A 20,668-nucleotide genomic window follows, 5' to 3' on the forward strand; every position below is an offset into this window, starting at 1 on the left:
CGCTACGGACAATCAGCAGCCCTCTTGCTGAAGAAGTCCGAAACCGATGGAGCAGTTTTTACTCATTGCCGCCGCGCACTTTCTTGCCTTGCTGTCACCCGGCCCGGATTTTTTCCTGGTCGCGCGCACCTCCATGAGCGCCGGCTGGTTGAAGGCAACCGGCGCCTGCCTGGGCATTGCCCTGGCCAATGGTGTGTTTATTGTCGCAGCCTTTGCCGGAGTGTCGGCGCTGCGCCCGGACAGCACGCTGTTTGTCCTCATCCAGTTGGCCGGTTGCGCCTATTTGCTGTACCTGGGCGTGCTGTTCCTGCGCCATGCCGGTGCCAGCGCCCTGACTCCGGTGGGCGATGACCCTGTACTGCTAAAGAACCCGTGGTTTCAGGGCCTGGTGATGGGCTTTGTGTCGGGGATTCTCAACCCGAAGAACGCGCTGTTCTATGTCAGCCTGGCCAGCATGGTCGCGGCCAGCCAGGCCAGTGCTGGCTGGAAGTGGCTGTATGGCCTGTGGATGTTCAGCGCAGTGCTGCTGTGGGATGTGCTGGTGGCCGCGGCCATTGGCAACCTGCGGGTACGCCGGCGCTTTGCCCGGCTGCTGCCCTGGCTTGAGCGGGTGTCGGGGGTGGTGCTGATGTTGCTGGCGCTGGGGGTGATCATTCACTTGGCCTGGCGTTGAGCACGGTGAGGCTGGCGAGGTCGAGCAGGCTGAACTGGCCACTGGCCCAGCCGCCGGTGTCGATATGCCAGATATTACCCAGCACCCGCACCTCACGCTGCGGGGTATGTCCGACCACCAGCGCCCGCAGCCCCTCGACCGGCGTCTCATCGCCAGCAGCCAGGCGCTTGCGCGACCATTGGCAAACTTCCTGGACCTCGCTCGGTGGCGTGCTCACCAGCAGCTCACGCAACTGCGACCAGTGGCCGAACGGGCAATCGGCATGCAGCAGGGCGATCAGCCCGTCTGCGGTTTCCACCTCAAGGGCCAGCGGCAGGCGCCGAAAGCGCTCGGCAAAGCGCGCCTGTTCATCGCTGTCCAGGGCCAGGAACCAGCCGCCGCCGGCGGCGCGGTACTGGCTGTAGTCGAGGGTGCCGCCATCAACGTGGGTGATCGCCAAGGCTTCATGGTTGCCCTGCACCGCGTGGAACCACGGCTTGGCCAGCCACTCCAGGGCCTGCGGGCACTCCGGGCCGCGGTCGACCAGGTCGCCAACGGCGAACAGGCGGTCTACCGTCGGATCGAAGCCAATAGCTGCCAGCCGCTCCTGCAGGCGTGAAAAATGCCCATGGATATCGCCCACGGCCACGTCCCGCCCGCGCCTGTTGGCTGTAAACCGCTCGATCCTGCGCACTGCCGACTCCTCTGTTTTCAATCCGTACAGGCGTACAATGAAGCCTGTGCAGCACACTGCGCAAGGCTGCATCTGGAGGTGAATCATGCGCCCTGCCCTGACCCTGGCCACCTTGAGCCTTTTGGCCTGCAACAGCCTGGCGCAACCGGCGGCCACGCCCAACGTCGAAGTCACCTTCGACAAACCCGAACACTTTCGCGACGCCAGCCTCGACAGCAACGGCTACCCACGCGGCGCCGATGCCTATGTGATGAAGGAGCTGAGCGCCTACCTGGTCAAGCTCGGCCAGCGTTACCTGGCGCCCGGCCAGAGCCTGCGCATCGACATCCGCGATATCGACCTGGCGGGCCAGTACGAACCGTGGCGGGCCAATGCCTATTCAGTGCGGATCATGCGTGACGTCACCTGGCCCAGTATCGACCTGCACTATGCCCTGTCGCAACCCGGCCAGGTTGTCAGCCAGGCCGATGCCCATGTGAGCGACAAGTTCTACCTGCAGCGCCCGGGCCGGCGCGTTGACAGCGACCGCCTGTATGCCGAAAAGGCCATGCTCCAGGCGTGGTTTCGCAAGCAGTTCAGCGTGCAGCACCAGACTTCGGGCTTTTAGCCATCAGCTGTTATGCTGGCGGTTTTCCAGCCGTCAGAGGACGGCCCGCAAGCAAGGACGCTTATGCGCAAACGCTCTCGCCCGTGGGATAGCAACGACCTGGGAGTACTGGCCCTGGCCGTCGCCGCGCTGACCGGCGCCTTATGGCTGACCCTGTCGTACTGGATAGACCAGGAACGCGGCTGGGTCCGCATGCCCCGGGGTGGTCGCACGGGCTCCGGCTACATCACCTACTACGCCGACCTGCAGCCAGAAGAATTCCACCGGGCGCTGTTGTTCAACCTGTGGTTTGCCGGCGCCTTGCTGATCGCCGGCCTGCTGCTGGGCTGGGCGGTGACGAAAATGCGCCGCTATCCGTCATACAACCGTCACACAGTTTCACGCAACACCCCTCTCAAGTAACGGAGCGGCATGAACATGGACGTGGGCAAGATTGCAGCACTGCTGGTGGTGCTGGGGCTGGCAACGCCAGCCTGGGCCGGTGAACCGATCGAGAACCCGATCGAACGCAGCACCATGGTGGTGGCAATTGGCGTCAGCGTCGTCGTGGCCAGCCCGTTTATTACCACCACCGGTGCGCCGGCGCTGTTCAAGTCGGCCAAGGATGACGCCACCGCGTTCGTCGGCTCCGACGGCGCCATACGTGGTGTCGCCTTCGAACGGGCGGTGCAGGAATACCGGGCCGGCAGCGGCTCACGGCCGATGAGCGACATGCAGCTGGCCCTGGCCATCGTCACCCTCTAGCGGCGCCGAACCTGACCCTGCCCAAGCGGTCCAACCCTTAGAGCCTGTTGTTGAGCAACAGTGCCGAGGAGGATCCCCATGGTCACTCACTTCAAGACCGCCGGCCACCTGGCCTGCGGACACCACGGTAAAAACCTGGTCGCCACCAGCGAACTCAATCGGGTCAAATGCCGTAGCTGCCGCAACACCGATGCGTTCAAGACCGCACGCAAAGACCAGCGCAATGCCGCCCGACGCGCACGCAGGGCCAGCACCCAGCACGCCGCCAGCGACTGGCGCAGTGCCTGGGTCGAGCGCCTGAGCGCCCTGCCCGGTCGCCAGCGCTTGCCCCGCGGCTTTGCCGATCAGGGTTTTGTCTGAGCGCAAGCGCTTAGCTGGCGTTGACCAGGCGCCTGAGGGCAATGGGTGCGATAAAGCGGTGAAACGGCGCGACCGGCAACATGTACAAGCGGCCGAGACGATTGTGCGTGTGCACCACGGTGGACACCACGATCTCGCGGCGCTTGTCGGCGCCCAGGGGCAGGCGTAGCAACGAGATGTAAACGTCCAGGTGCTTGTCGCGATCGACCAGCAGCACTTCATCCGGGCTATTGCTGACCAGGGTGAAGATACCGATGCGCTCATCGACCCGGTATGACCCTTCTTCGCGATCAAGGTCGATCCTCGACAAGCGCCCCAGGTCTTTCAGGCCACACAAGCGAACCAGGCGATTGCGCAGCACCATCAGGTTGTCGATCCAGCCCGGCATGCTGCTCATCAACCGCAAGAAATGGCCCAGCGCCGTGCGCTCGGCGTTTGCCACCTGCGCCCGCTGCGCATCGACGAAATCGGCGCCGGCCAGTTGCAGGTGGATGCGTGCGTTACCCGGAACCGCACAGGCTTTGATGGGCTTGTTCATCGGCGTGTTTCCTTATGGGCAGGGGCGAAAGCCGAGGTCCTGGAAGAAGCGCAGCAAATAGCCATCCGGGTCCTGAATAAGGAAATTGCGCTGCCCGGCCTCACGCTCATCACTGCGGTACCAATGATCTTCCACCGCCCGCCGCAGCGGGTAACCGCCGGCCTCGAATGCGCCGGCCAGTGCAGTGGCATCTTCACAGCGGATCTGCAGGTTCAGGCCTCGGCCAAAAGGCGCCTCAAGCGGGCCGACGCGCCAGGGCGATTCGCTATGCCAGTCCTGCTCGAGCATGATCTGGCTGTTGCCCAGCGACAGGAAGGCGAACTTGTCCTCGGGGCGTTGGTACTCCAGCGCAAAGCCGCCAACCTCGCAGTAAAACCCAAGGCTGCGCTGCAGGTCGTTGACAATCAGTTCCGGCACCAGTGCGTTCATCTTGAACATCGGCATATCCATAAAGGGAAGAAGCGCTAACCACGGTGCTCGCTGCTGAGCACACGGGCATCCTGGTCGATATAAAAGCGCCAGCGGTTGCGGCATTCAACGAAGGTCACGATGGTTGCCGGTGGCTGGCTCATGGTCTCGGTGAGGGCCAGAAACGTGACCTGGTCACAGGCCGGCTGGCGGGCGATAGCGTATAGCGCCTGGCGCTGGGCGCGGCTGATGCGTTGCACGCCCTCTTCACCCCAGCGTGCGTAGGTATTGGTGTGCAATTGCGGGCTATACACCGGTAGCAACGACGCGTCGATGACCGGCGCCTGCTGCGTGCTGCAGCCGGTCAGTAGTGCAAGTGCACTCCAGCTAAGATAGCGAAACACCGCTGCGCCTCCCTGGCAAAGCGCCGAGTCTACAACAGCGCTGCGGCTTACTTGTAGAAAATATCCAGGGTCGCGCCGGCATTGAACTCACCAAAAGTCGGCGTTGCGCTCATCCATTTAAGGCGTGCCAGGAAGTTATGGGTGTTGGTGGTCGAAGTGGTCTTGGGGGTGAGCAAGAACTCTTTCTTGAAAAACAACGCGCGTTGATCGTCTTCGTTGATCAGGCTGATGCCCACCGACTTGTTGTCGGTCGGGACCAGCGTGTCCTGGGCCGTGTTCAACGTCGCGGTCAACGGCTCCAGATATCCGCCCAGGCCATAGGCGGCATTGCAGGTGCGCTGTTCGGTGATGGTGAACGGCACCTCCTTGATCGTTGCTCCGACCTTGGCCCCTGAGGTGCGGATCGCACCGAAATTGATAACACTCGGCTGGATGTTGATCGACGACTCGCAAGGCAGGTAGCGAAATTTGTTCAAGCCGTTGACGGTGACGTTGTAGCTCTCGCCGGGCCGTACACCGCCAACCCCGTCAAACTGGAACGCCCGGTAGTTGGCAAGTGAAGTGATCGGCCCTTCCTTGTTATCGCCTGCTGGCGACTTCTTGACGAAGAACAACGAGTAGGTCATGGCTTTGCTTTCTTTTTGCCAGCCGCACGTATCGCCTTTTGGACAGCCGGCCACAGTCCAACCGATGTCCAGCTTTCCACCGGTTAAGGATGAATACAAATAGTCTTTGCCTTGGTAAGTGACGCCGATTTCTATGTCCTTGCCAAGATCGACCCTGTTCGGGTTCATGTAAAAGTAAATATTTTCACTAGGGTTGCCCTGAAAGTCCACCCAACACTCGACGCTGATGGTTTGCGTGGGTTGTCGCCAGAGAATGGTGCCGGCAGGCAACGAGTTGGGAATGGCGGTGGTATCGGTAATGGTGGTCGTATCATTGATTAGCGCCGAAGCGCTCTTCTGGCATTTCAACGCATAGCTGTCAGGAATGCTCAGAAAAAACAAAACACCAATAAAAAGTAACTGTCTGCTCAACATGGCAACGCCTTCCGGAATAATCACAACTGCAGCTCGCTGCGACGCGCATGGGCCAGCCCGGCGTCGCTGATATAGGCGTAGGCCACCTGGTCGACGGGCCGGTCGCAGTCGCCTACGGGCAATGAATAGGTCGAAAACGGCGCAATCATCAGATGATCAATGACCTTGCCGCAGGCGGCGCCTGAATGATCAAGCAAACCGACTTCGGTCAGGGTCAGGTAATAGGGCGAATCGTTGCGCGCTTCATAGCTGCCGGCTGCGCTTGCAGACCAGCGCAGCTGCTCCACAGCCTCCTTGACCGAGCCAGGCAATCGCGGCCGGTAGAACAGCTTGAGGTTGTGCTGCAGGGCAATCGCCATGGCGTTGCTGTCGGCAGTCTTTTTCGGAATCTGCAGCACTTTCAGCATCAGCAACGACTCGCGGTCATCAGGCAGGCCCTGCCCTTGATAGAGAATGTCGGTCGATGCCTTGCTGTTGGCGGGTATCAGCAACAAGGGTTTCGACACGGCCATGGGCAACTCGCGGCTGTCCTGCTTGTCGCCCCAGCCGAGCTTGACCTGCACCAGCGCCGGCTCATTGCCCTGATTGACGATAATCAGCGGCAACTGCTTCTGCGTGCCCTCGAAAACGAACCGGGTAAAGCCGTCGAAGGTAATCTCGGCCCGTGCGCAGGCGCAGGCCAAGGCCAGGAGGAAACCAATTGAGGCGATAAACCTGCGGGGTACTGGCGAGACGCTGCGTTCGAATTTCATCCGCCGATGATGGCGTGGCCCAGGCCCGGCCTGTATCAGACGATTCTGAAAGGCTGATACTCACGGCAGAGTGGCCGCGCCCTGGCGTCGTGTCAGTAGCCCCTTGCCAATACTGCAGCCATGTCCTGCGCCTGCAACCTCAGTACCTCGCAAAATCGCTCCACCACGGTTGAGGCCGGCCGATAATCCGGGCGTATCAACATCACCTTATACGGCACAGAAACACTCAGGCGGCGAATCGGCAGCCCACTTTGCGCCGCCTCCAGCCCACTCAACGGGTTGATGATCGCCACCCCCAGGCCTTGCCTGACCATGGCGCACACCGATGCTGCACTGGTGGTCTCGATGACCGTGCGCCGATTGACTGCCATCGCTCTGAAATGCTGGTCCAACTGCTGCCGGTAGGTATCCAGACTTGCCAGGTTGATAAAGTCCACCTCATGAAAATCGCTCAGCGCGAGTTCGGACTTCGCCAGTAACGGATGCTGGTCGGGCAATACGCAGACCATGCTGGCACTGAAAATCAACTCCCCGTAGGCACCTCGCGGAATCTGCTCGACTTCGGTCAGGCCGAGATCGTGTTGCTGGGCGACCAGCGACTCTTCCAGTAACGGCGATTCTTGCGCCGTGATGCTCACGCTGACGCCGCGGTGCTGCTGGTGGAATCGCTGGCAGGCCTTGGGCAGCAAGGTCTGGGAGAACAGCGGCAGGCAGGTGATGGCCAATCGGCCCTGCTCGAAGTTGCGTATGGCCTGAGCAAAGCGATCAATACGCTCAAGCCCGACATAGGCACGCTCGACCTCCTCTATCAGCAGCAGCGCCTGGGCCGTCGCCACCAGGCGCCCACCTTCACGCTCGAACAGGCGCAAACCGCTAAGGTGCTCCAGGCGCGCCAGTTCCCGGCTGACGGTCGGCTGCGAGGTGAACAGCAGGCGAGCCGCACCGGTAACGCTGCCCGCGTTCATGATGGCGCGAAATACTTCGATATGGCGAACGGTCAGCTTCACGACAACACTCAACGGGAGGTGATTGACATATCAGATATGAATAGCCTTGAGAAAACTAGCTATTTTTCTGGATCACCTGAATGACTCATCCTCGGGGCTTCCCTGCCTATGAGTAACGCCATCATGACCGCTCCCTTAACATTACTGGCCGACGCCGTGCGCCGCCACGGTTCGCCGCTGTGGATCTACGATGTCAACACCATCGGTGAGCGGATCGAGCAACTGCAAGGCTTCGACACGGTCCGCTACGCGCAGAAAGCCAATCCGAACCTGCATATTCTGCGCCTGATGCGCGAGCGCGGCCTGGTGCTCGACGCCGTATCGCTGGGTGAAATGGAACGGGCCTTCGCGGCGGGTGCGTCGGTGGCGGGAGATCCTGCCGGGGTGGTACTGACCTGCGACGTGCTGGATCAGCCCACCCTGGCGCGGGTCATCGAAACGAAGATCGAAGTGAATGCTGGCTCGATCGATATGCTTCGCCAGCTGGGCCAGCACTCCCCCGGGCACCGCGTGTGGATCCGGATCAACCCGGGGTTCGGCCACGGTCACAGTCGCAAGACCAACACTGGCGGTGAGCACAGCAAGCACGGCATCTGGCACGCGCAATTGCTCGAAGCGCTCGACTGCGTGAGGTCCCATGGCCTGCACCTGGTAGGCGTGCACATGCATATCGGCTCGGGCGTGGACTACCAGCATCTGCAGCGGGTTGCCCGCTCGATGGTCGATCTGGTTGGCCGGTTGGGTATGGACATCGAAGCCTTTTCGATCGGTGGAGGGCTGTCCACGCCCTACCAACGCGGCGACAAGCCGGTCGACCTTGAATGCTACGCCCGCACCTGGGCAGCGGCCCGGCTGGAGATCGAGGCAATACTCGGTCATGGGGTGCGCATGGAGATCGAGCCGGGGCGGTTTCTGGTGGCGCAAGCAGGCTGCCTGGTGACCGAAGTCCGTGCAGTGAAACAGGTGGGCCGTAATCTCTTCATCCTGGTCGATGCCGGCTTCAACGACTTGATGCGCCCGGCGCTGTACGGCGCCTATCACCGCATGACCCTGCTCGACGCCCAGGGGATGCCGGTAGATCGCCCGCTGCAGCCCAGCCTGGTGGCCGGGCCGCTGTGCGAGTCAGGTGATGTGTTTACCCAGGACGAACTGGCGCTGGCCCCTCAGCACCTGCCACAGGCTCAAGTCGGTGATCTTCTGGTGATCCACGACACAGGCGCCTACGGTGCATCCATGTCTTCGAATTACAACAGCCGGCCGTTGCTACCTGAGTTGCTGATCGAAGACGGTGCTTTGCGGATGATCAGGCGCCGACAGACCATACAGGAGCTCATGGCACTGGAAATGGAGGTGTAGTTTCCCCTTCGCCAGCGTCCCGCCCTTTTGGAAATGACCTGTGAAGGCCGTTATGATGAGGCGCTTCGTCATGCGTAAACGCAGGGACGCGAAAATACGGATAGCACGGCTAAGCCGGGCACTTGAAGATGGGTATACGGCATGACTGACCGGGAATTACTGGAACTGGCAGCCAAGGCTGCCGGCTATGAACTCATCGAATGGACGGATGCATGGCAAGGCCATACGGGGCACCCGAGGGACGGTGAAGCGGGTTTTCTGCTGCGCGTCGACGCACGGCACGTGCTGTGGAACCCGCTACTGGATGATGGCGACGCCCTGCGCCTGGCGGTGCAGCTGGGTATTCACATCGATTGCGCATTTCTCTGCGCGATGCCCAAAGACCTCTACGGAAAGAACCCCGACGACTGGACTGAAGGCTCGGATATCGACTCGGACGACGAGTGCGAGTTGATGCGCCGCGCCATTGTCCATACCGTGGCCCGTATCGGCAAACGCCAGCATCAGATCAACGGTGAGTCCGCATCCACTCATCCGCCACGTCGCCCATCGTCAGAGGTTCCGCCGTTTTAACCCAGGCCATGAAGGGTCGGTCGAACTTGAATGATGCCCCGCACTGGCCAATCAGAAACCGCCGGACCTCCTGGGTATTGCGATAATTCTTGTCCAGCGGCGTGCTGCGGGTAATCGGCCCTGCGTGCCAGTCGAAGCTCATTTCCTGTTCCCTGGATGGTGTGGTTCGCCCAAAGCCTAGCACTGCCCAGGCCACAAAACACCAGCAGGGTGACCCGCACCGTTCAAGGCAGTGGATAGATCTGCTAGTACCCGCTACCTTGAGGCTTCACGCAAGGAGTTCGGACATGGCAGATAAATATGTTGGCAAGCTCATGGGTGTCGGCACGGACAACGTGCAGTACGTGATCAACATTTATCAGGACGAGACCGTTGAACGCTCATCTCACGGCATGGTTCGCCATGAGGGCCGCAAGCATTTCGAGATGCAATTCGGCGGTGAGGTGAAGAAGATTTCCGAGACGGAGTACGAGATTGTGGCCACGGGCATCAGGGTAACTGTGCGCGGTGACCAACGCTAGCCTCACCCTTTGCCTTTATTCCTGTTCCTGGCCCCGCCCTGGCGTGCTTTGAATTTCGGATTTATCCCGCCAGATCGATTCGCCCGAATCGCCTTCACCAGATTGGCATCGAAGCCGATGTCTTGCCCCCTGCATGCGCGCCAGCATTGACACTGTTACGGCAGGTTGATGTTAATATTCGGCGCGGCCACGCCGCACTGCGCAACAGGAGCAGCATGCATACCTTGCAGGTATGCTGATTTTTGATAAGGACTATTTCTCATGCGTTTTCAACGTTCGGGCATCGCCGCCCTTCTCGCCACGTTAACCTGCACGGCTGTTCTGGCCGCAGATGACATTTCCGGCGTCGCCCTTGGATCCTCGTTGGCTGTCGCCAAAGAAGCTATTGCAGAGGCAAACCCAAACTTCAAGCTTTCGCCATTGATGCTGCGTGACGGCAAGGAAGCCGGCGTTACAGCAGTTACAGCAGACCGACTCAAAGGAACCGGCCTCAGCAATGCGGGGGGGCCTTCTGACGAGTTTGCAGCGCTTCAGAATGATGCTGGGAAAGTGTGGTTCATTGCGCGTGTTCAACGCTTCGAAGACGGGTCGCGCATCAAGACAGAGGCGCTTAAAACTGCCTTGACTGAAAAGTTCGGTAAACCGTCGAACATTACCCAGATGATGTCGCTCGGCCTTGTGTGGCAGTACGACCGCGACGGGAAACAGTACTTTGGCCCCAGCTCAGAGGGTCCATGCAAGGGCGTGCGCAGCGCCAGCAGCAACATTCCCGGTGTGTCGTTTCCGGCGCCGCAATCGTTTAGCCCGACCTGCGGGAAAATCATCCAGGTTGGCGCTTCGGAACAACCAGACGAAATGGTGCCTCACTACACAGTGTCCATCATCGACGTCAAATCAATGTTTGACGAGCTGGCTGCGCGTGATGCTAACGCCGAAGCCGATCGAAGCAAGAAACTGTCTGATGAGCAAGCGAAGAACGTAAAACCGAAAATCTGACAGGAGCCGCTGTACATCTTTGCGCCGTCAAAAAACGCAGAATGTGTGCAGCAAACCTCCGATCTGCATCACCAATGGCGGCCAATCCTCAAGGAATTGGGGATCGGCTACCGGCGGCCATACAACTGCCGTCACACCTATGCGACAATATGCTTAATGTCTGGCCTCAACCCCGCATTTATCGCCCAACAGCTCGGGCATAGCGTGCAGATGCTCTTATCGACGTATGCACGCTGGATAAACTCGTCCAATGACTGGCAGGCGCTGGAAAAGCTCCAGATTGGTCCGAAATGGGTCCGCAGCTGCGAAGACGTCACATAAGCTATTGATAGGTAAGCCCTTTGATCTCCACCGCTAACATCACCATGCAGTCCTGCATGGGTGTTAGCGGGTGCCAATGCGTTGATTTCATTGGGCGAAATCCCCCATCAGCACCCACCCAAGCGCACCCATTGGTATCAAAATTGGTATCAGCATCACCCCTCCTCTGGCGTTCTTGCGCAGCCCTGCAACTGCCCACGTCGGCACCCCGTCATCTGGCGCGTGGCAAGGCACCTGAACCGGCACTTCGACGCGCACGAAGCGGGCCTCCGGTTGAGCCTGCGCAACACAGCCGCCCAGATCCAGCAAGATCAGCAGCCCGCTCCTACGAAAAGCGCCAGTAAATACGGGGCTGCGGTTCGGACAAGGCCATTCCCGCCCCCACAAGAAGTGTCGTAGACCAGCGGGCTGTAGACCAAGCTCCTTCGTGCGAATTTGGTTGACAGCCCGCAAGAGAAAAATAGCGGCCCTTACTATTAGCACAGTGCATCTCTTATAAAAAATAGAAGCTCATAAAAAATATCGTCACCCTTAAATCTATCGAGAAACACAGGCGATTTCGCTCACCACACTATCCCCATTAAAGCAGAAATTAAAATTCCCCCTTTCAACGAACAAGAAATAAATTGTAACAAAGGCCTCTTGAAATACTCTAAACACCAAGAAAACAACATTTATTGACGAAGAATGAGAAGCCTTGCCTTCTATAGCTGGATGGAAACCCAGTTCATTAAAACCCCACCCAATGGTAACGTATGCTTTCGCATTGCTCAGAACAAGAAGTAGCACGAGCAAACTTGTTGGTTGAATAAAGGATTAACGAATGACTATCGAGCGAGAGATTTTCTCGGCCCTTATCGCGCAGAACGCATTACAAGGTGAAAAGCCAAGCGTACAAAGCTACGCCCAGCTAGCCGTCGACAAGGGGTTTAGAGCGCTTTCGTCAAAGCAACAGGCAGTGGTAAGCCCCTTCCTGCAAAAAAAATGCGAGGGAACGAAAAAACCAAATGAAAAACATAACAACTGCCAAAATACTATAGGCGGTCGTGAATTGGTTACAGCCCTTGAGAAGTCAGAGCTTTATAAAGGATGGCGCTGCGGGAGCTGCCGAGGCGCATCTGAATAATAACACAGCGACCTAAAGAGAGTAGTAACCTAAAAACCTATAAGAACAACCAGGAAAACCACTACTACTCTCGCCACTCCTGAGCGATATTGCAGCAGGCCACCACAGGCCTGCTCGCAGTTCTTTTCGATAGCCCCCGTCAAATCGCCGCCCACTCGTCACGCACTTGAGCGCTTCGGAAAAATTCTGTACGACGCTGCCAAATCCTTCTGCGTGTCTAATTTTTTAAGGAGAAAATAGTGCCTATATATCAAATAGCACTGCTGGTCGTTTTCGGTATTGCCACACTCTGGTGGGGTTACCGATTGGATAAGAGGAACCGTCAAAAAGAGCTGGCCGCAAAAAGACAAAGCGAAACCCGAGCCTCCTAGGGTCGCTGGCAGACTCCCTGATATACGTCTGCGCCGCCCTCAAGGCTGCTTTGTCGACGATGAGGTCTCTGCGTAAATTGAGAACAGCTTGTCCAGTTTCTCGACTGAGTTCGATGGTTCCTGCATCACCCACGCTGCCCTGCCAACTGGGGTGCAATGCCGCCGCAGGGTTAGCGCTTAGTGCAGCGTGCGCGCAGGTCCGCCAAGCGACCGCAGCTGGTATTCGGTGACCGCCTGGTACAGCGACTCAGCCTCCAGCCGCAGGCGCTCGATTTCCTCTCCTGGCTGGCCAGCGTCCACAGCTGCTTGGTAGCGACGCTGCGCATCAATGGCCTGTTGTATCAGTGGCTCACCAGCCTCGATAATTCCTGCCAGGGTCTTCTTCACGCTGCTGCTCCGGCTATTTGATCAGAGCAGTATAGGTCAACGGCCATTCGGGCTTCGCTACGGATCAACCAGATCAGCGATGACCACCAGTGTCACCTTCCGGCCAAAAGCGGACATCGAGGAAAAGATATGGAGCCAATCCGTCATTTTGGCTCTACCTCGTTACTCGCAACGCTTCGAGCACCAGGGCGAAGGCAGGCGATGGTTGTCTACGGCTGGGATAGTAGAGGTGATAGCCGGAAAACGGCTCGCACCAGTCCTCTAGCACACTAATCAACCGGCCCTCTTCAAGGTGGGGGGCGAACTCGTCTTCGGGTAGATAGGCGATTCCCAGGCCGCCGACGGCTGCGTCCGCAATATGGGTCGTGGTGTTGAACACCAGTTGCCCTTCGACCCTCACCCTCAGCTTTTTGCCTTTGCGCTCGAACTCCCAGGCATCCACTCCACCATAGGTTGGAAAACGGATATCGATGCAGCGATGCGCAGCCAGATCATTGGGGTGCGTGGGGATGGGGTGCTGGGCGAAATAGCTGGGGGCCGCCACTACTGCCATGCGCAGATCGCCGCCGATGCGTACAGCGATCATGTCCTGAGCAACCGTCCCGCTGAAGCGCACACCAGCATCGAAGCGCTCAGCCACGATGTCACGGAAGCCGTAGTTGATATCGAATTCGAGCTTGATATCCGGATAGGCCTCCAGTACGGGTATCAGCTTGGGCAGCAAGGTCGTCTTGATGATGTTGTCACCACAGGTGATACGTACCGTGCCCGCCGGTTTGTCGCGCAGCTCGGTCAAGGCATCCAGCTCGGCTTCGATTTCATCGAAGCGGTAGCCGATAGCTTCCATTAACCGTTCACCAGCAGCCGTCAGCGAAACACTGCGGGTGGTGCGTGTGAGCAGGCGAATCTGTAACCGTGCCTCCAGCCCTGACACCACCTGACTGACGGCCGACTGGGTAACGCCCAGGTGCGCTGCTGCACGCGTGAAGCTACCTTCGCGAGCCACGGTCACGAAAGCCTGGAGGTCGTTGAAGTTATGCCGAGGCATGTGCCCATCCTCTGATTAAGTAGCAGAAGTTATAGCGGCTTTAAGCATTAATTAGCTAATCAAGGCCTATTTATTTTACGACAATGCCTCCTGTCCCCTTGCGCCTTTTCCCGCGAGCGGGCCCATGCAATCGCCAGAGCCCGCTCGGCGATTGATCTTCAACCCGTGAAGAGGACGCCCCCATGAACAGACTTCTTGCAGCCCTGGGCCTTCTGCTCAGCTCATTCACAGCTTTAGGAGCCGACATGTCCAACGGTGCAGACAATTTCTTCCAGAGCGACAAGGTGACCATGGAGAAGGTCAGCTTCAACAACCAGTACCAGATGAGGGTGGTGGGCAACCTGTTCACCCCTAAGAGCTTAGGTAAGTCCGCACCCAGCCCGGCTATCATCGTGGGCCATCCCATGGGCGCGGTGAAGGAGCAGAGTTCCAACCTGTATGCCCAGAAACTGGCGGAGCAAGGCTTCGTTACCCTGGCGCTGGACTTGTCATTCTGGGGCGAGAGCGAGGGCCGCCCGCGCAACGCCGTTCTCCCCGACATGTACGCGGAGGACTTCGGTGCGGCTGTCGATTATCTCGGCACCCAGGCGTTCGTGGATCGGCAGCGCATCGGTGTGCTGGGCATCTGTGGCAGCGGCAGCTTCGTGATCAGCGCGGCCAAGATCGACCCGCGCATGAAGGCGATTGCAACGGTCAGCATGTATGACATGGGTGCCGCCAATCGCAACGGCCTCAAGCATTCGCAAACCCTGGAGCAGCGTAAGCAGGCAATCGCCGCCGCAGCCGAGCAGCGCTACGTGGAGTTCACTGGCGGCAAGACGCAGTACACCAGCGGCACCGTGCATGAGCTGACAGACGATACCCACCCGATCCAGCGTGAGTTCTTCGATTTCTATCGCACTGCGCGAGGCGAGTTCACCCCGGCGGGCTCCAGCCCAGAGCTGACCACCCACCCGACGCTGACCAGCAATATTAAGTTCATGAACTTCTATCCGTTCGCGGATATCGAGACGATCTCCCCGCGCCCGATGCTCTTTATCGCTGGCGAAAACGCTCACTCGCGCGAGTTCAGTGAAGAAGCCTTCCGCTTGGCGGGCGAACCCAAGGAGCTTTACATCGTCCCCAACGCCGGGCACGTCGACCTGTATGACCGGGTGAATCTGATTCCTTTCGACAAGCTCACCCAGTTCTTCCAGAACGGCCTGAAGCGATCCGCGAGGCAGGCACCATGACTAGCAAACTTGCCGCCCAGCCAGGCGCCTTCGCCACTGACCAGCCGCTGTCCTGCCCCAGTCACTGGGGTGGGGTCTTGGCGATGACGCTCTGCGTCTTTGCCCTGATCGCCTCGGAGTTCATGCCCGTCAGTCTGCTGACGCCACTGGCAACGGATCTCCAGGTCAGCGAAGGCGTTGCGGGGCAAGGAATCGCCATCTCCGGTGCGTTCGCCGTGCTGACCAGCCTGTCGATCACCTGGCTGGCCGGGAGCATGGATCGCAAGACGCTTCTGCTCATCCTGACGGGCCTGATGGCGGTCTCCGGCGCGGTGGTAGCGCTCGCGCCGAGCTTCACCCTCTACATGCTGGGACGAGCGTTGCTAGGCGTGGTCATCGGCGGTTTCTGGTCAATGTCGGCGGCCACGGCCATGCGCCTGGTGCCCGATGATCAGGTGCCCAAGGCGCTAGCCATCTTCAACGGTGGCAACGCCCTGGCTACGGTGATCGCGGCGCCGCTGGGCAGCTACCTGGGCGCGGTAATCGGTTGGCGTGGGGCATTCCTCTGCCTGGTGCCGGTGGCGCTCGTCGCACTGGTCTGGCAGTGGCTCAGCCTGCCGAGCATGAAGGCCCAGCAGCGAAAGAGTCCCGCCCCCAGTGTTTTCAGGCTGCTCGGCACTCGCTCGATAGCGTTCGGCATGGCGGCTTGCGGAGCCTTCTTCATGGGGCAGTTTGCGCTGTTCACCTACCTGCGGCCCTTCCTCGAAACGGTGACCTTGGTCGATGCCACTACGCTGTCATTGATCCTGCTGGTTATCGGTGTAGCCGGTTTGGGTGGAACGCTGTTGATCGGCTCACTGCTGAAAAAGTACCTGTATCGCACGTTGATTGCCATTCCAGTGCTGATGGCTGTGATTGCCCTCGCGCTGATCCCTGCCGGTAGCTGGGTCGTTCCGGTGGTGATACTACTGGGCCTGTGGGGGCTGATGGCCACGGCAGCGCCTGTTGGCTGGTGGAGCTGGATTGCACAAGCGATGCCCAATAATGCCGAGGCAGGTGGAGGGCTTATGGTGGCAGTGGTGCAGTTTGCCATTGCATCGGGTTCAACACTGGGCGGCTGGTTGTTCGACCACAGCGGCTACCAGAGCACCTTTACTGCAAGTGCAGCCATTCTGTTGCTTGGCGCGGCCCTTACCGTTCTGGCCATGCGTGCGCAGCCGGGTCAGCCAAGGTGAGGTGGGAGTCTTCAAGATGTATAAGCTCAGCCAACATTTCTGCCTTTCGGGCATCCGGCTATGCCTGCTGTTCATGCTGAGTGACTGCGCATTCGCGGAGACAACTCTGAAGGAGGATCGTATGTGGATGACCGTTGGCGAACAGCGCTTCACAATCACCCTGGACGATAGCGAGACCTCACGAGCACTTACACAGCTATTACCACTTACCCTCGACATGAGCGAACTCAATGCCGACGAGAAATACGCGAGCCTGCCGCAGCGGCTGCCAGCCCGCGCAGTAAGGCCCGGTACGATCCGCACTGGCGATCTGATGCTGTACGGCGCGGATACGCTGGTGATTTTCTACCGGACGTTCGAGTCGACCTACTCCTACACCCGAATTGGTCGTGTCGATAGCCCCGAGGAGCTAGCCGAAGCGTTAGGCCGGAATGATGTGAACATTCACTTCTCGGTGAAGTAGGAGGGGCGCGAAGCCTGCCCCGTGAGTGTATGCTTTTGGCCGACTGTAGCCGGTCGCGAGCGGCAGCTATCGGCCAAAAGCGGTCAGTCATGACCGGCTGCTTTCGACCCATAGCTGCCGGTCGCGAAGTGCAGAAATCGGCCGGAAGCGGACTGATTCGCAGCAGGCCAGTCTCCTGCATTGAGGTTCGCAGGTACCTACCTTTTCAGGGGCAATTCAATCGCCTCGCTTAACGCGCCATTGGCGCCGAAAGCGGCAAGCCCACTGCTAGTCTCGAAAGGCTCCCGGAGGGCGGTCGAACCAGCGCTTGAAGGCACGGTGGAAAGTGCTGGTATCCCTGAACCCCAGCCGCTCGCTGACCGTCGCCACGGGCAGCCCCTGGCGAATCAGCTCCGCAGACAACTCGCGACGTACCTCCGCCACCAGCGCGCTGAAACTGGTGCCCTCTTCCTTCAAGCGTCGGTAGAGCGTGGTGCGACTGACGTGCAACGCCTGGCAGGTTGGCTTGATGCTCACGCCTTCTGGCAGGCTTGCGAGAATCAAGCGACGCACCGTGCCGGCAAGCGTATCTGCGTCTTGCAGCTGCGCGAGTGTCGCCCTTGCACGAGACTCCAGCATCTGTCGCAGGTAGTCGCTGGCGCCGAGAATGGAATGCTGCAGGAAGTCGCGCGGCAGGTGGAGGCTGTTTCTCTCGCTGTCGAAGCGCAGCTCGCTGCCGAACAGCTCGACATAGTGCGCATGGTAGGCCGGGGATGGGAAAGCGAACTCGCACGCCAGAGGCCGCAGCTCTACGCCGGTCATCTCCCGGCTCCAGCGCAGCACTGCACTCATGCTGCGTTCGATGGCGGCCTGCGGGTAGGTTTTGCCGGGGGCAAAGGTGATCTCCAGCACCAGAGCATCTGCCGTTTCACTGTACTGCCAGCTCTCCGAAGGGTTCATCAGCGCGATATGCCGCTGGAACACTTCCAGCACCTCGCTCACCCGACTGCATTGGCGCAACCAACTAGCCAGCACGCCATGCGTGGCGGGGTTGAAGGTCTGCCCGATCAGCAGGCCGATATGCGGCAATTGCGTGTTGTTCGCGGCGAACTGCCACAGCGCCAGTAACTGGGTCTCGTCGACACGCTGCTCCTGGATCGGCGATGCCGCAGCCCCCTGGTCGAGAAGTTTGGCACCCTCCACCCCGGCCTCCCGCAACTGGGTTGCAGTGACCACGCCGAGATTCAGCAACTGGTCGTGCAGATCCAGCACTGCGACGGCCGATACGGTGGTACTTCTGACCATCGGACTTGCTCTTGGTAGTTGCTTGGGTAACGACTCTAACGCACGGTGCAGAGCGGCGGCCAGCCGTCGGCCATGCAAGTGCAGGTTGCAACCAAAAGCCATACAGGTTGAACCGCAGAGCCATGGCCAGCCGTCATCGGACTGCCTAGCATCGACGACACGACCATGGCACAGGAAGACCTGCTATGCCCGAGCACAGAATCGAATCGTTAAGCGCCTTGCGCGCACTGATTCCGCCACCACCGGCGATGATGCACAAACGCCTGCAGCGCAAGTTGGATGAGCACTGCCTGCTGATGATCCGCCAAGCGACGGTTTGCGCCGTCGGCTTCGCCGACCCGCGGTTAGATATCGAGTACCTCGATTTGCGCCACCATCCAGTGTTACGGGCCGAGGGCCAGGACATCCTGCTGCCCTGCCCGGCAGACAAAGCGATCTCACAGCAGCCGATAGAGGAGATGGCCTGCAGTCTGTATTTCATCCTTCCCGGCGTGGGGTTCAGCCTGCGCGCCAATGGCCGGGGCTCTCTGCGGGCCGGAAAGCTGTTGGAGTTTCGCGCCGAGGCGCTGTTCCTGCACTGTTCGCGAGCCAAGGTACGCGCCGATTTCTGGCGGGCCAGAGAGTACACCACGCCCTTTTTAGCTGACACAGGGCAGGCCTTGTCCGAGCCAGCGCAGGCCTTTATCGCCGCCTCGCCGTACCTGCTGATGCTTACGCAGCGCCAGGCCGACGCCACCGAGATGTCGCCACGAGGTGACCCGGCTGGTTTCGTACAGGTACTGGATCGCCACACTCTGCTGGTACCGGAACGCCCTGGCAACAAGGTTGCCTGCAGCCTGAGCAATATTCTCGTCGATGGCGCCTTGCGCCTGTCCTTCCTTCAGCCCGGCACCGACACGGTTTTATCCGTGGCCGGGCGCGCCTGGTTGAACAACGACTCGAACTTGCTCGCCCCACTGGCAATCAACGGCAAGCCACCTCGGGTCGCTACCGTCGTGAACGTCGAGCGCTATCGCTTCCAGCACTGCCCAGCACTGCTGGCCGCGGGCTTGTGGGATCGCGCAACACACCTGGACGAAAGGCAGATTCCAGCCTTTTCCAAGATGCTGTCCGAGCACATGAACGGTACGGGCCTGTTGGGCAAGGCCACCAGCCTGGTGGTCGATGCGGTGGTCAAGCATGACCTGCGCCATCTCTACTGAGGTGACGGGGTAGGCGATGGCTTAAGTGCCCTTCTGTACCTTGCACAGCCGGATGCTTATTGTTGTCCGTCAGCATCCGAATCCACTGCGCTTTCTAGCGAGGTTCTGCTCTAGCCGGTCATGTAAGCATGCGACTGGCTGGTATTGGCCGGTTTAGGTCATCCACGAACGGCCGCAAAGGGTCGAAAGCAGCCGTCTGGGCTTGGTTTTTTCCAGATCACTGCTCGATGCCTTGGACGTAGGCCTGGCACGCCCGCAAGGCAATCAATCCTTGGTCACCGGCATCGGTGATGGCGACAATTCGTTGAGCAGTTGCTGGGTCAAGTTCGACTCGCGGGGCTCCATGAACCACGCCGCCGGCGCCGGTAGTGGCTGGCACCCCACAGCCACTACCCTGGGCTGGGGCGGCGAGTAGGACTGACAACCGGAGATCAGAAGTAGCGAGGCGATCGCGCAGCCGAGCTTGGGTTGCTTGAGCATTGGTCAGCTCCTGGTGGTGGGATTTATCGCTGGCCTGTAGCCGATCTTCAAGGGCGCGGCGCCGAGCTTGCTCTGCGTCCTGCCAGTTGATCACCGCCACAGCAGCAGCTTCTCGTTCAGCCTGGAATTCATTGGCTTGCTTCTCGCTCTTGGCCTGCCATTCAGCATCCATGGTCGAGCGTCCATGCTCGTATGTGCCCCAGAACGCCCAGGCCACCAGCGCCAGCGATGCCGCTGCACCGATCGTGCGCCAGCTGATCACGCCAGCACCTTCAGCGCGCGGTCATATAGCGCCTTTCGCTCAGCGGCGCCGTGCGGCACCCGGCCAGGCTTGCCGGTGTTAATCACGCTACCGATGTCCTGGAAGCGGCCGGCGTCGGCCAGCTCATTCAGGCCGTGGGTCGACCACCACCAGGCGGCGGACATGGCGGCGTGCTCGGGCTGCTCGAGCAGCTCGGGGTTGTCCCCCAGCGGCAGGGCCAGGCCGGCGCCGGCGGCGGCATAGTTCGATCGCCCGGTGAGCTGGATCAGGCCACGCCCACGGTACCGCCAGCCGTCCCCCGGGCGAGTGTTGCCCATGCGCCCGCTGTAAACGATGTTGGCGATCTTCTCCGGCTGCCGCGCGCAGACTGCCGCTGAAGTTGCGGTAAACCGGCCGGGCCAGGTGCGCACCAGCGCCTCGGCGCTGTAGTTCAGGTTCTCCACCAGGTTGCGCAGCTGACCCGACTCATGCCCGATCTGGGCGAGGAACGCGGCCACGCGCACCGGGCTGTCGATCTTGTAGCGCGCCATGGCCCGGTTCAGCGCAGGCAAAAAAATGCCCGCGACTGGGCGGGCGTTCGGGAGGATTTGCAGCAATTGCTGCTCGGTCAAAGGGGACATGCGATT

General features: G+C 59.9%; 27 protein-coding genes and 1 pseudogene. 15 read left to right on the forward strand and 13 right to left on the reverse strand.

Annotated features, from left to right (window positions below; all coding sequences use genetic code 11):
• The first annotated feature begins 46 nt into the window (after positions 1-46).
• A complete protein-coding gene (locus tag LOY54_RS13945) occupies positions 47-673 on the forward strand; it encodes a LysE family translocator (RefSeq protein WP_258606754.1) in 627 nt (208 codons plus the stop codon).
• On the opposite strand, the gene LOY54_RS13950 is transcribed toward LOY54_RS13945, so the two are convergent.
• The gene (locus LOY54_RS13950) at positions 651-1,346 is read right to left on the reverse strand and encodes a metallophosphoesterase (protein ID WP_258606755.1); all 696 of its coding nucleotides are present in this window, start codon (positions 1,344-1,346) and stop codon (positions 651-653) included. The genes LOY54_RS13945 and LOY54_RS13950 overlap by 23 nt on opposite strands.
• Before the next feature lie 85 nt (positions 1,347-1,431).
• Here LOY54_RS13950 and LOY54_RS13955 point away from each other — a divergent pair, with 85 nt between their 5' ends.
• The 4 genes from LOY54_RS13955 to LOY54_RS13970 all read left to right on the forward strand — a co-directional run bounded on the left by LOY54_RS13955 (position 1,432) and on the right by LOY54_RS13970 (position 3,057).
• A complete protein-coding gene (locus tag LOY54_RS13955) occupies positions 1,432-1,953 on the forward strand; it encodes a DUF3016 domain-containing protein (protein WP_258606756.1) in 522 nt (173 codons plus the stop codon).
• Between the two features lie 63 nt (positions 1,954-2,016).
• A complete protein-coding gene (locus tag LOY54_RS13960; RefSeq protein ID WP_258606757.1) occupies positions 2,017-2,355 on the forward strand; it encodes a hypothetical protein in 339 nt (112 codons plus the stop codon).
• Between the two features lie 9 nt (positions 2,356-2,364).
• On the forward strand, positions 2,365-2,697 hold the full coding sequence (locus LOY54_RS13965) for a DUF2388 domain-containing protein (RefSeq protein WP_258606758.1): 333 nt from the start codon (positions 2,365-2,367) through the stop codon (positions 2,695-2,697).
• Between the two features lie 78 nt (positions 2,698-2,775).
• Positions 2,776-3,057: a hypothetical protein gene (locus LOY54_RS13970; protein ID WP_045201920.1), complete on the forward strand. Its 282-nt coding sequence runs from the start codon at positions 2,776-2,778 to the stop codon at positions 3,055-3,057.
• A gap of 10 nt (positions 3,058-3,067) precedes the next feature.
• On the opposite strand, the gene LOY54_RS13975 is transcribed toward LOY54_RS13970, so the two are convergent.
• The 6 genes from LOY54_RS13975 to LOY54_RS14000 form a co-directional block, all read right to left on the reverse strand.
• Entirely contained in the window at positions 3,068-3,595 is a 528-nt protein-coding gene (locus LOY54_RS13975) for a DUF2867 domain-containing protein (protein ID WP_093382665.1), read from the reverse strand.
• A 12-nt stretch (positions 3,596-3,607) separates the two neighbouring features.
• Positions 3,608-4,033, reverse strand: coding sequence for a VOC family protein (locus tag LOY54_RS13980; protein ID WP_258606759.1), 426 nt, complete (start codon positions 4,031-4,033; stop codon positions 3,608-3,610).
• A 26-nt stretch (positions 4,034-4,059) separates the two neighbouring features.
• A complete protein-coding gene (locus tag LOY54_RS13985) occupies positions 4,060-4,407 on the reverse strand; it encodes a hypothetical protein (RefSeq protein WP_258606761.1) in 348 nt (115 codons plus the stop codon).
• A gap of 47 nt (positions 4,408-4,454) precedes the next feature.
• Positions 4,455-5,447, reverse strand: coding sequence for a fimbrial protein (locus tag LOY54_RS13990; protein ID WP_258606763.1), 993 nt, complete (start codon positions 5,445-5,447; stop codon positions 4,455-4,457).
• Between the two features lie 20 nt (positions 5,448-5,467).
• A complete protein-coding gene (locus tag LOY54_RS13995; protein WP_258606765.1) occupies positions 5,468-6,199 on the reverse strand; it encodes a molecular chaperone in 732 nt (243 codons plus the stop codon).
• A gap of 92 nt (positions 6,200-6,291) precedes the next feature.
• Complete coding sequence (locus LOY54_RS14000) at positions 6,292-7,206, reverse strand: LysR family transcriptional regulator (protein WP_258606767.1); 915 nt, start codon at positions 7,204-7,206, stop codon at positions 6,292-6,294.
• Positions 7,207-7,329: 123 nt separating this feature from the next.
• Here LOY54_RS14000 and lysA point away from each other — a divergent pair, with 123 nt between their 5' ends.
• Together lysA and LOY54_RS14010 are read left to right on the forward strand one after the other, a co-directional pair.
• Positions 7,330-8,562: a diaminopimelate decarboxylase gene (lysA, locus tag LOY54_RS14005; RefSeq protein WP_258606769.1), complete on the forward strand. Its 1,233-nt coding sequence runs from the start codon at positions 7,330-7,332 to the stop codon at positions 8,560-8,562.
• A gap of 141 nt (positions 8,563-8,703) precedes the next feature.
• Positions 8,704-9,135, forward strand: a complete 432-nt coding sequence (locus LOY54_RS14010) for a hypothetical protein (protein ID WP_258606770.1) — start codon at positions 8,704-8,706, stop codon at positions 9,133-9,135.
• On the opposite strand, the gene LOY54_RS14015 is transcribed toward LOY54_RS14010, so the two are convergent.
• Entirely contained in the window at positions 9,071-9,277 is a 207-nt protein-coding gene (locus LOY54_RS14015) for a DUF6434 domain-containing protein (RefSeq protein ID WP_093382644.1), read from the reverse strand. The two genes, LOY54_RS14010 and LOY54_RS14015, sit on opposite strands and share 65 nt — an antisense overlap.
• A gap of 145 nt (positions 9,278-9,422) precedes the next feature.
• On the opposite strand from LOY54_RS14015, the gene LOY54_RS14020 reads away from it, so the two are divergent.
• The 4 genes and pseudogenes from LOY54_RS14020 to LOY54_RS14035 all read left to right on the forward strand — a co-directional run bounded on the left by LOY54_RS14020 (position 9,423) and on the right by LOY54_RS14035 (position 12,099).
• Positions 9,423-9,656 carry a hypothetical protein gene (locus tag LOY54_RS14020; protein ID WP_093382641.1) on the forward strand — a complete coding sequence of 78 codons (234 nt, stop codon included), beginning with the start codon at positions 9,423-9,425 and terminating at the stop codon, positions 9,654-9,656.
• A gap of 261 nt (positions 9,657-9,917) precedes the next feature.
• Complete coding sequence (locus LOY54_RS14025) at positions 9,918-10,652, forward strand: hypothetical protein (RefSeq protein ID WP_258610754.1); 735 nt, start codon at positions 9,918-9,920, stop codon at positions 10,650-10,652.
• A gap of 12 nt (positions 10,653-10,664) precedes the next feature.
• Positions 10,665-10,973: pseudogene (locus tag LOY54_RS14030) on the forward strand (site-specific integrase); the annotation flags it as partial.
• A gap of 823 nt (positions 10,974-11,796) precedes the next feature.
• On the forward strand, positions 11,797-12,099 hold the full coding sequence (locus LOY54_RS14035; protein WP_195884145.1) for a hypothetical protein: 303 nt from the start codon (positions 11,797-11,799) through the stop codon (positions 12,097-12,099).
• 548 nt (positions 12,100-12,647) lie between these two features.
• On the opposite strand, the gene LOY54_RS14040 is transcribed toward LOY54_RS14035, so the two are convergent.
• Both LOY54_RS14040 and LOY54_RS14045 read right to left on the reverse strand, forming a co-directional pair.
• Positions 12,648-12,857, reverse strand: coding sequence for a hypothetical protein (locus tag LOY54_RS14040; RefSeq protein ID WP_195884146.1), 210 nt, complete (start codon positions 12,855-12,857; stop codon positions 12,648-12,650).
• Between the two features lie 154 nt (positions 12,858-13,011).
• Positions 13,012-13,905, reverse strand: a complete 894-nt coding sequence (locus LOY54_RS14045; protein ID WP_195884147.1) for a LysR family transcriptional regulator — start codon at positions 13,903-13,905, stop codon at positions 13,012-13,014.
• A 182-nt stretch (positions 13,906-14,087) separates the two neighbouring features.
• On the opposite strand from LOY54_RS14045, the gene LOY54_RS14050 reads away from it, so the two are divergent.
• The 3 genes from LOY54_RS14050 to LOY54_RS14060 are packed head-to-tail and all read left to right on the forward strand — an operon-like array spanning position 14,088 to position 16,814.
• Positions 14,088-15,137, forward strand: a complete 1,050-nt coding sequence (locus LOY54_RS14050) for an alpha/beta hydrolase (protein WP_195884148.1) — start codon at positions 14,088-14,090, stop codon at positions 15,135-15,137.
• Positions 15,134-16,351 carry an MFS transporter gene (locus LOY54_RS14055; RefSeq protein ID WP_195884149.1) on the forward strand — a complete coding sequence of 406 codons (1,218 nt, stop codon included), beginning with the start codon at positions 15,134-15,136 and terminating at the stop codon, positions 16,349-16,351. Before LOY54_RS14050 ends, LOY54_RS14055 begins: the two co-directional genes overlap by 4 nt.
• 16 nt (positions 16,352-16,367) lie before the next feature.
• Positions 16,368-16,814, forward strand: coding sequence for a cyclophilin-like fold protein (locus tag LOY54_RS14060; RefSeq protein ID WP_195884150.1), 447 nt, complete (start codon positions 16,368-16,370; stop codon positions 16,812-16,814).
• Positions 16,815-17,081: 267 nt separating this feature from the next.
• Here the strand turns inward: LOY54_RS14060 and LOY54_RS14065 are convergent, their stop codons facing one another.
• Positions 17,082-18,098, reverse strand: coding sequence for an AraC family transcriptional regulator (locus tag LOY54_RS14065; protein ID WP_195884151.1), 1,017 nt, complete (start codon positions 18,096-18,098; stop codon positions 17,082-17,084).
• 185 nt (positions 18,099-18,283) lie between these two features.
• Between LOY54_RS14065 and LOY54_RS14070 the strand changes: the two genes are divergently transcribed.
• A complete protein-coding gene (locus LOY54_RS14070) occupies positions 18,284-19,300 on the forward strand; it encodes a hypothetical protein (RefSeq protein WP_258606771.1) in 1,017 nt (338 codons plus the stop codon).
• Positions 19,301-19,517: 217 nt separating this feature from the next.
• Here the strand turns inward: LOY54_RS14070 and LOY54_RS14075 are convergent, their stop codons facing one another.
• The gene (locus tag LOY54_RS14075) at positions 19,518-20,000 is read right to left on the reverse strand and encodes a lysis system i-spanin subunit Rz (protein WP_408980593.1); all 483 of its coding nucleotides are present in this window, start codon (positions 19,998-20,000) and stop codon (positions 19,518-19,520) included.
• A 38-nt stretch (positions 20,001-20,038) separates the two neighbouring features.
• Positions 20,039-20,662, reverse strand: coding sequence for a glycoside hydrolase family 19 protein (locus LOY54_RS14080; protein ID WP_258606772.1), 624 nt, complete (start codon positions 20,660-20,662; stop codon positions 20,039-20,041).
• Positions 20,663-20,668 lie beyond the last annotated feature (6 nt).

This window comes from Pseudomonas sp. B21-032, from assembly GCF_024748965.1.
Classification (GTDB): Bacteria; Pseudomonadota; Gammaproteobacteria; order Pseudomonadales; family Pseudomonadaceae; genus Aquipseudomonas.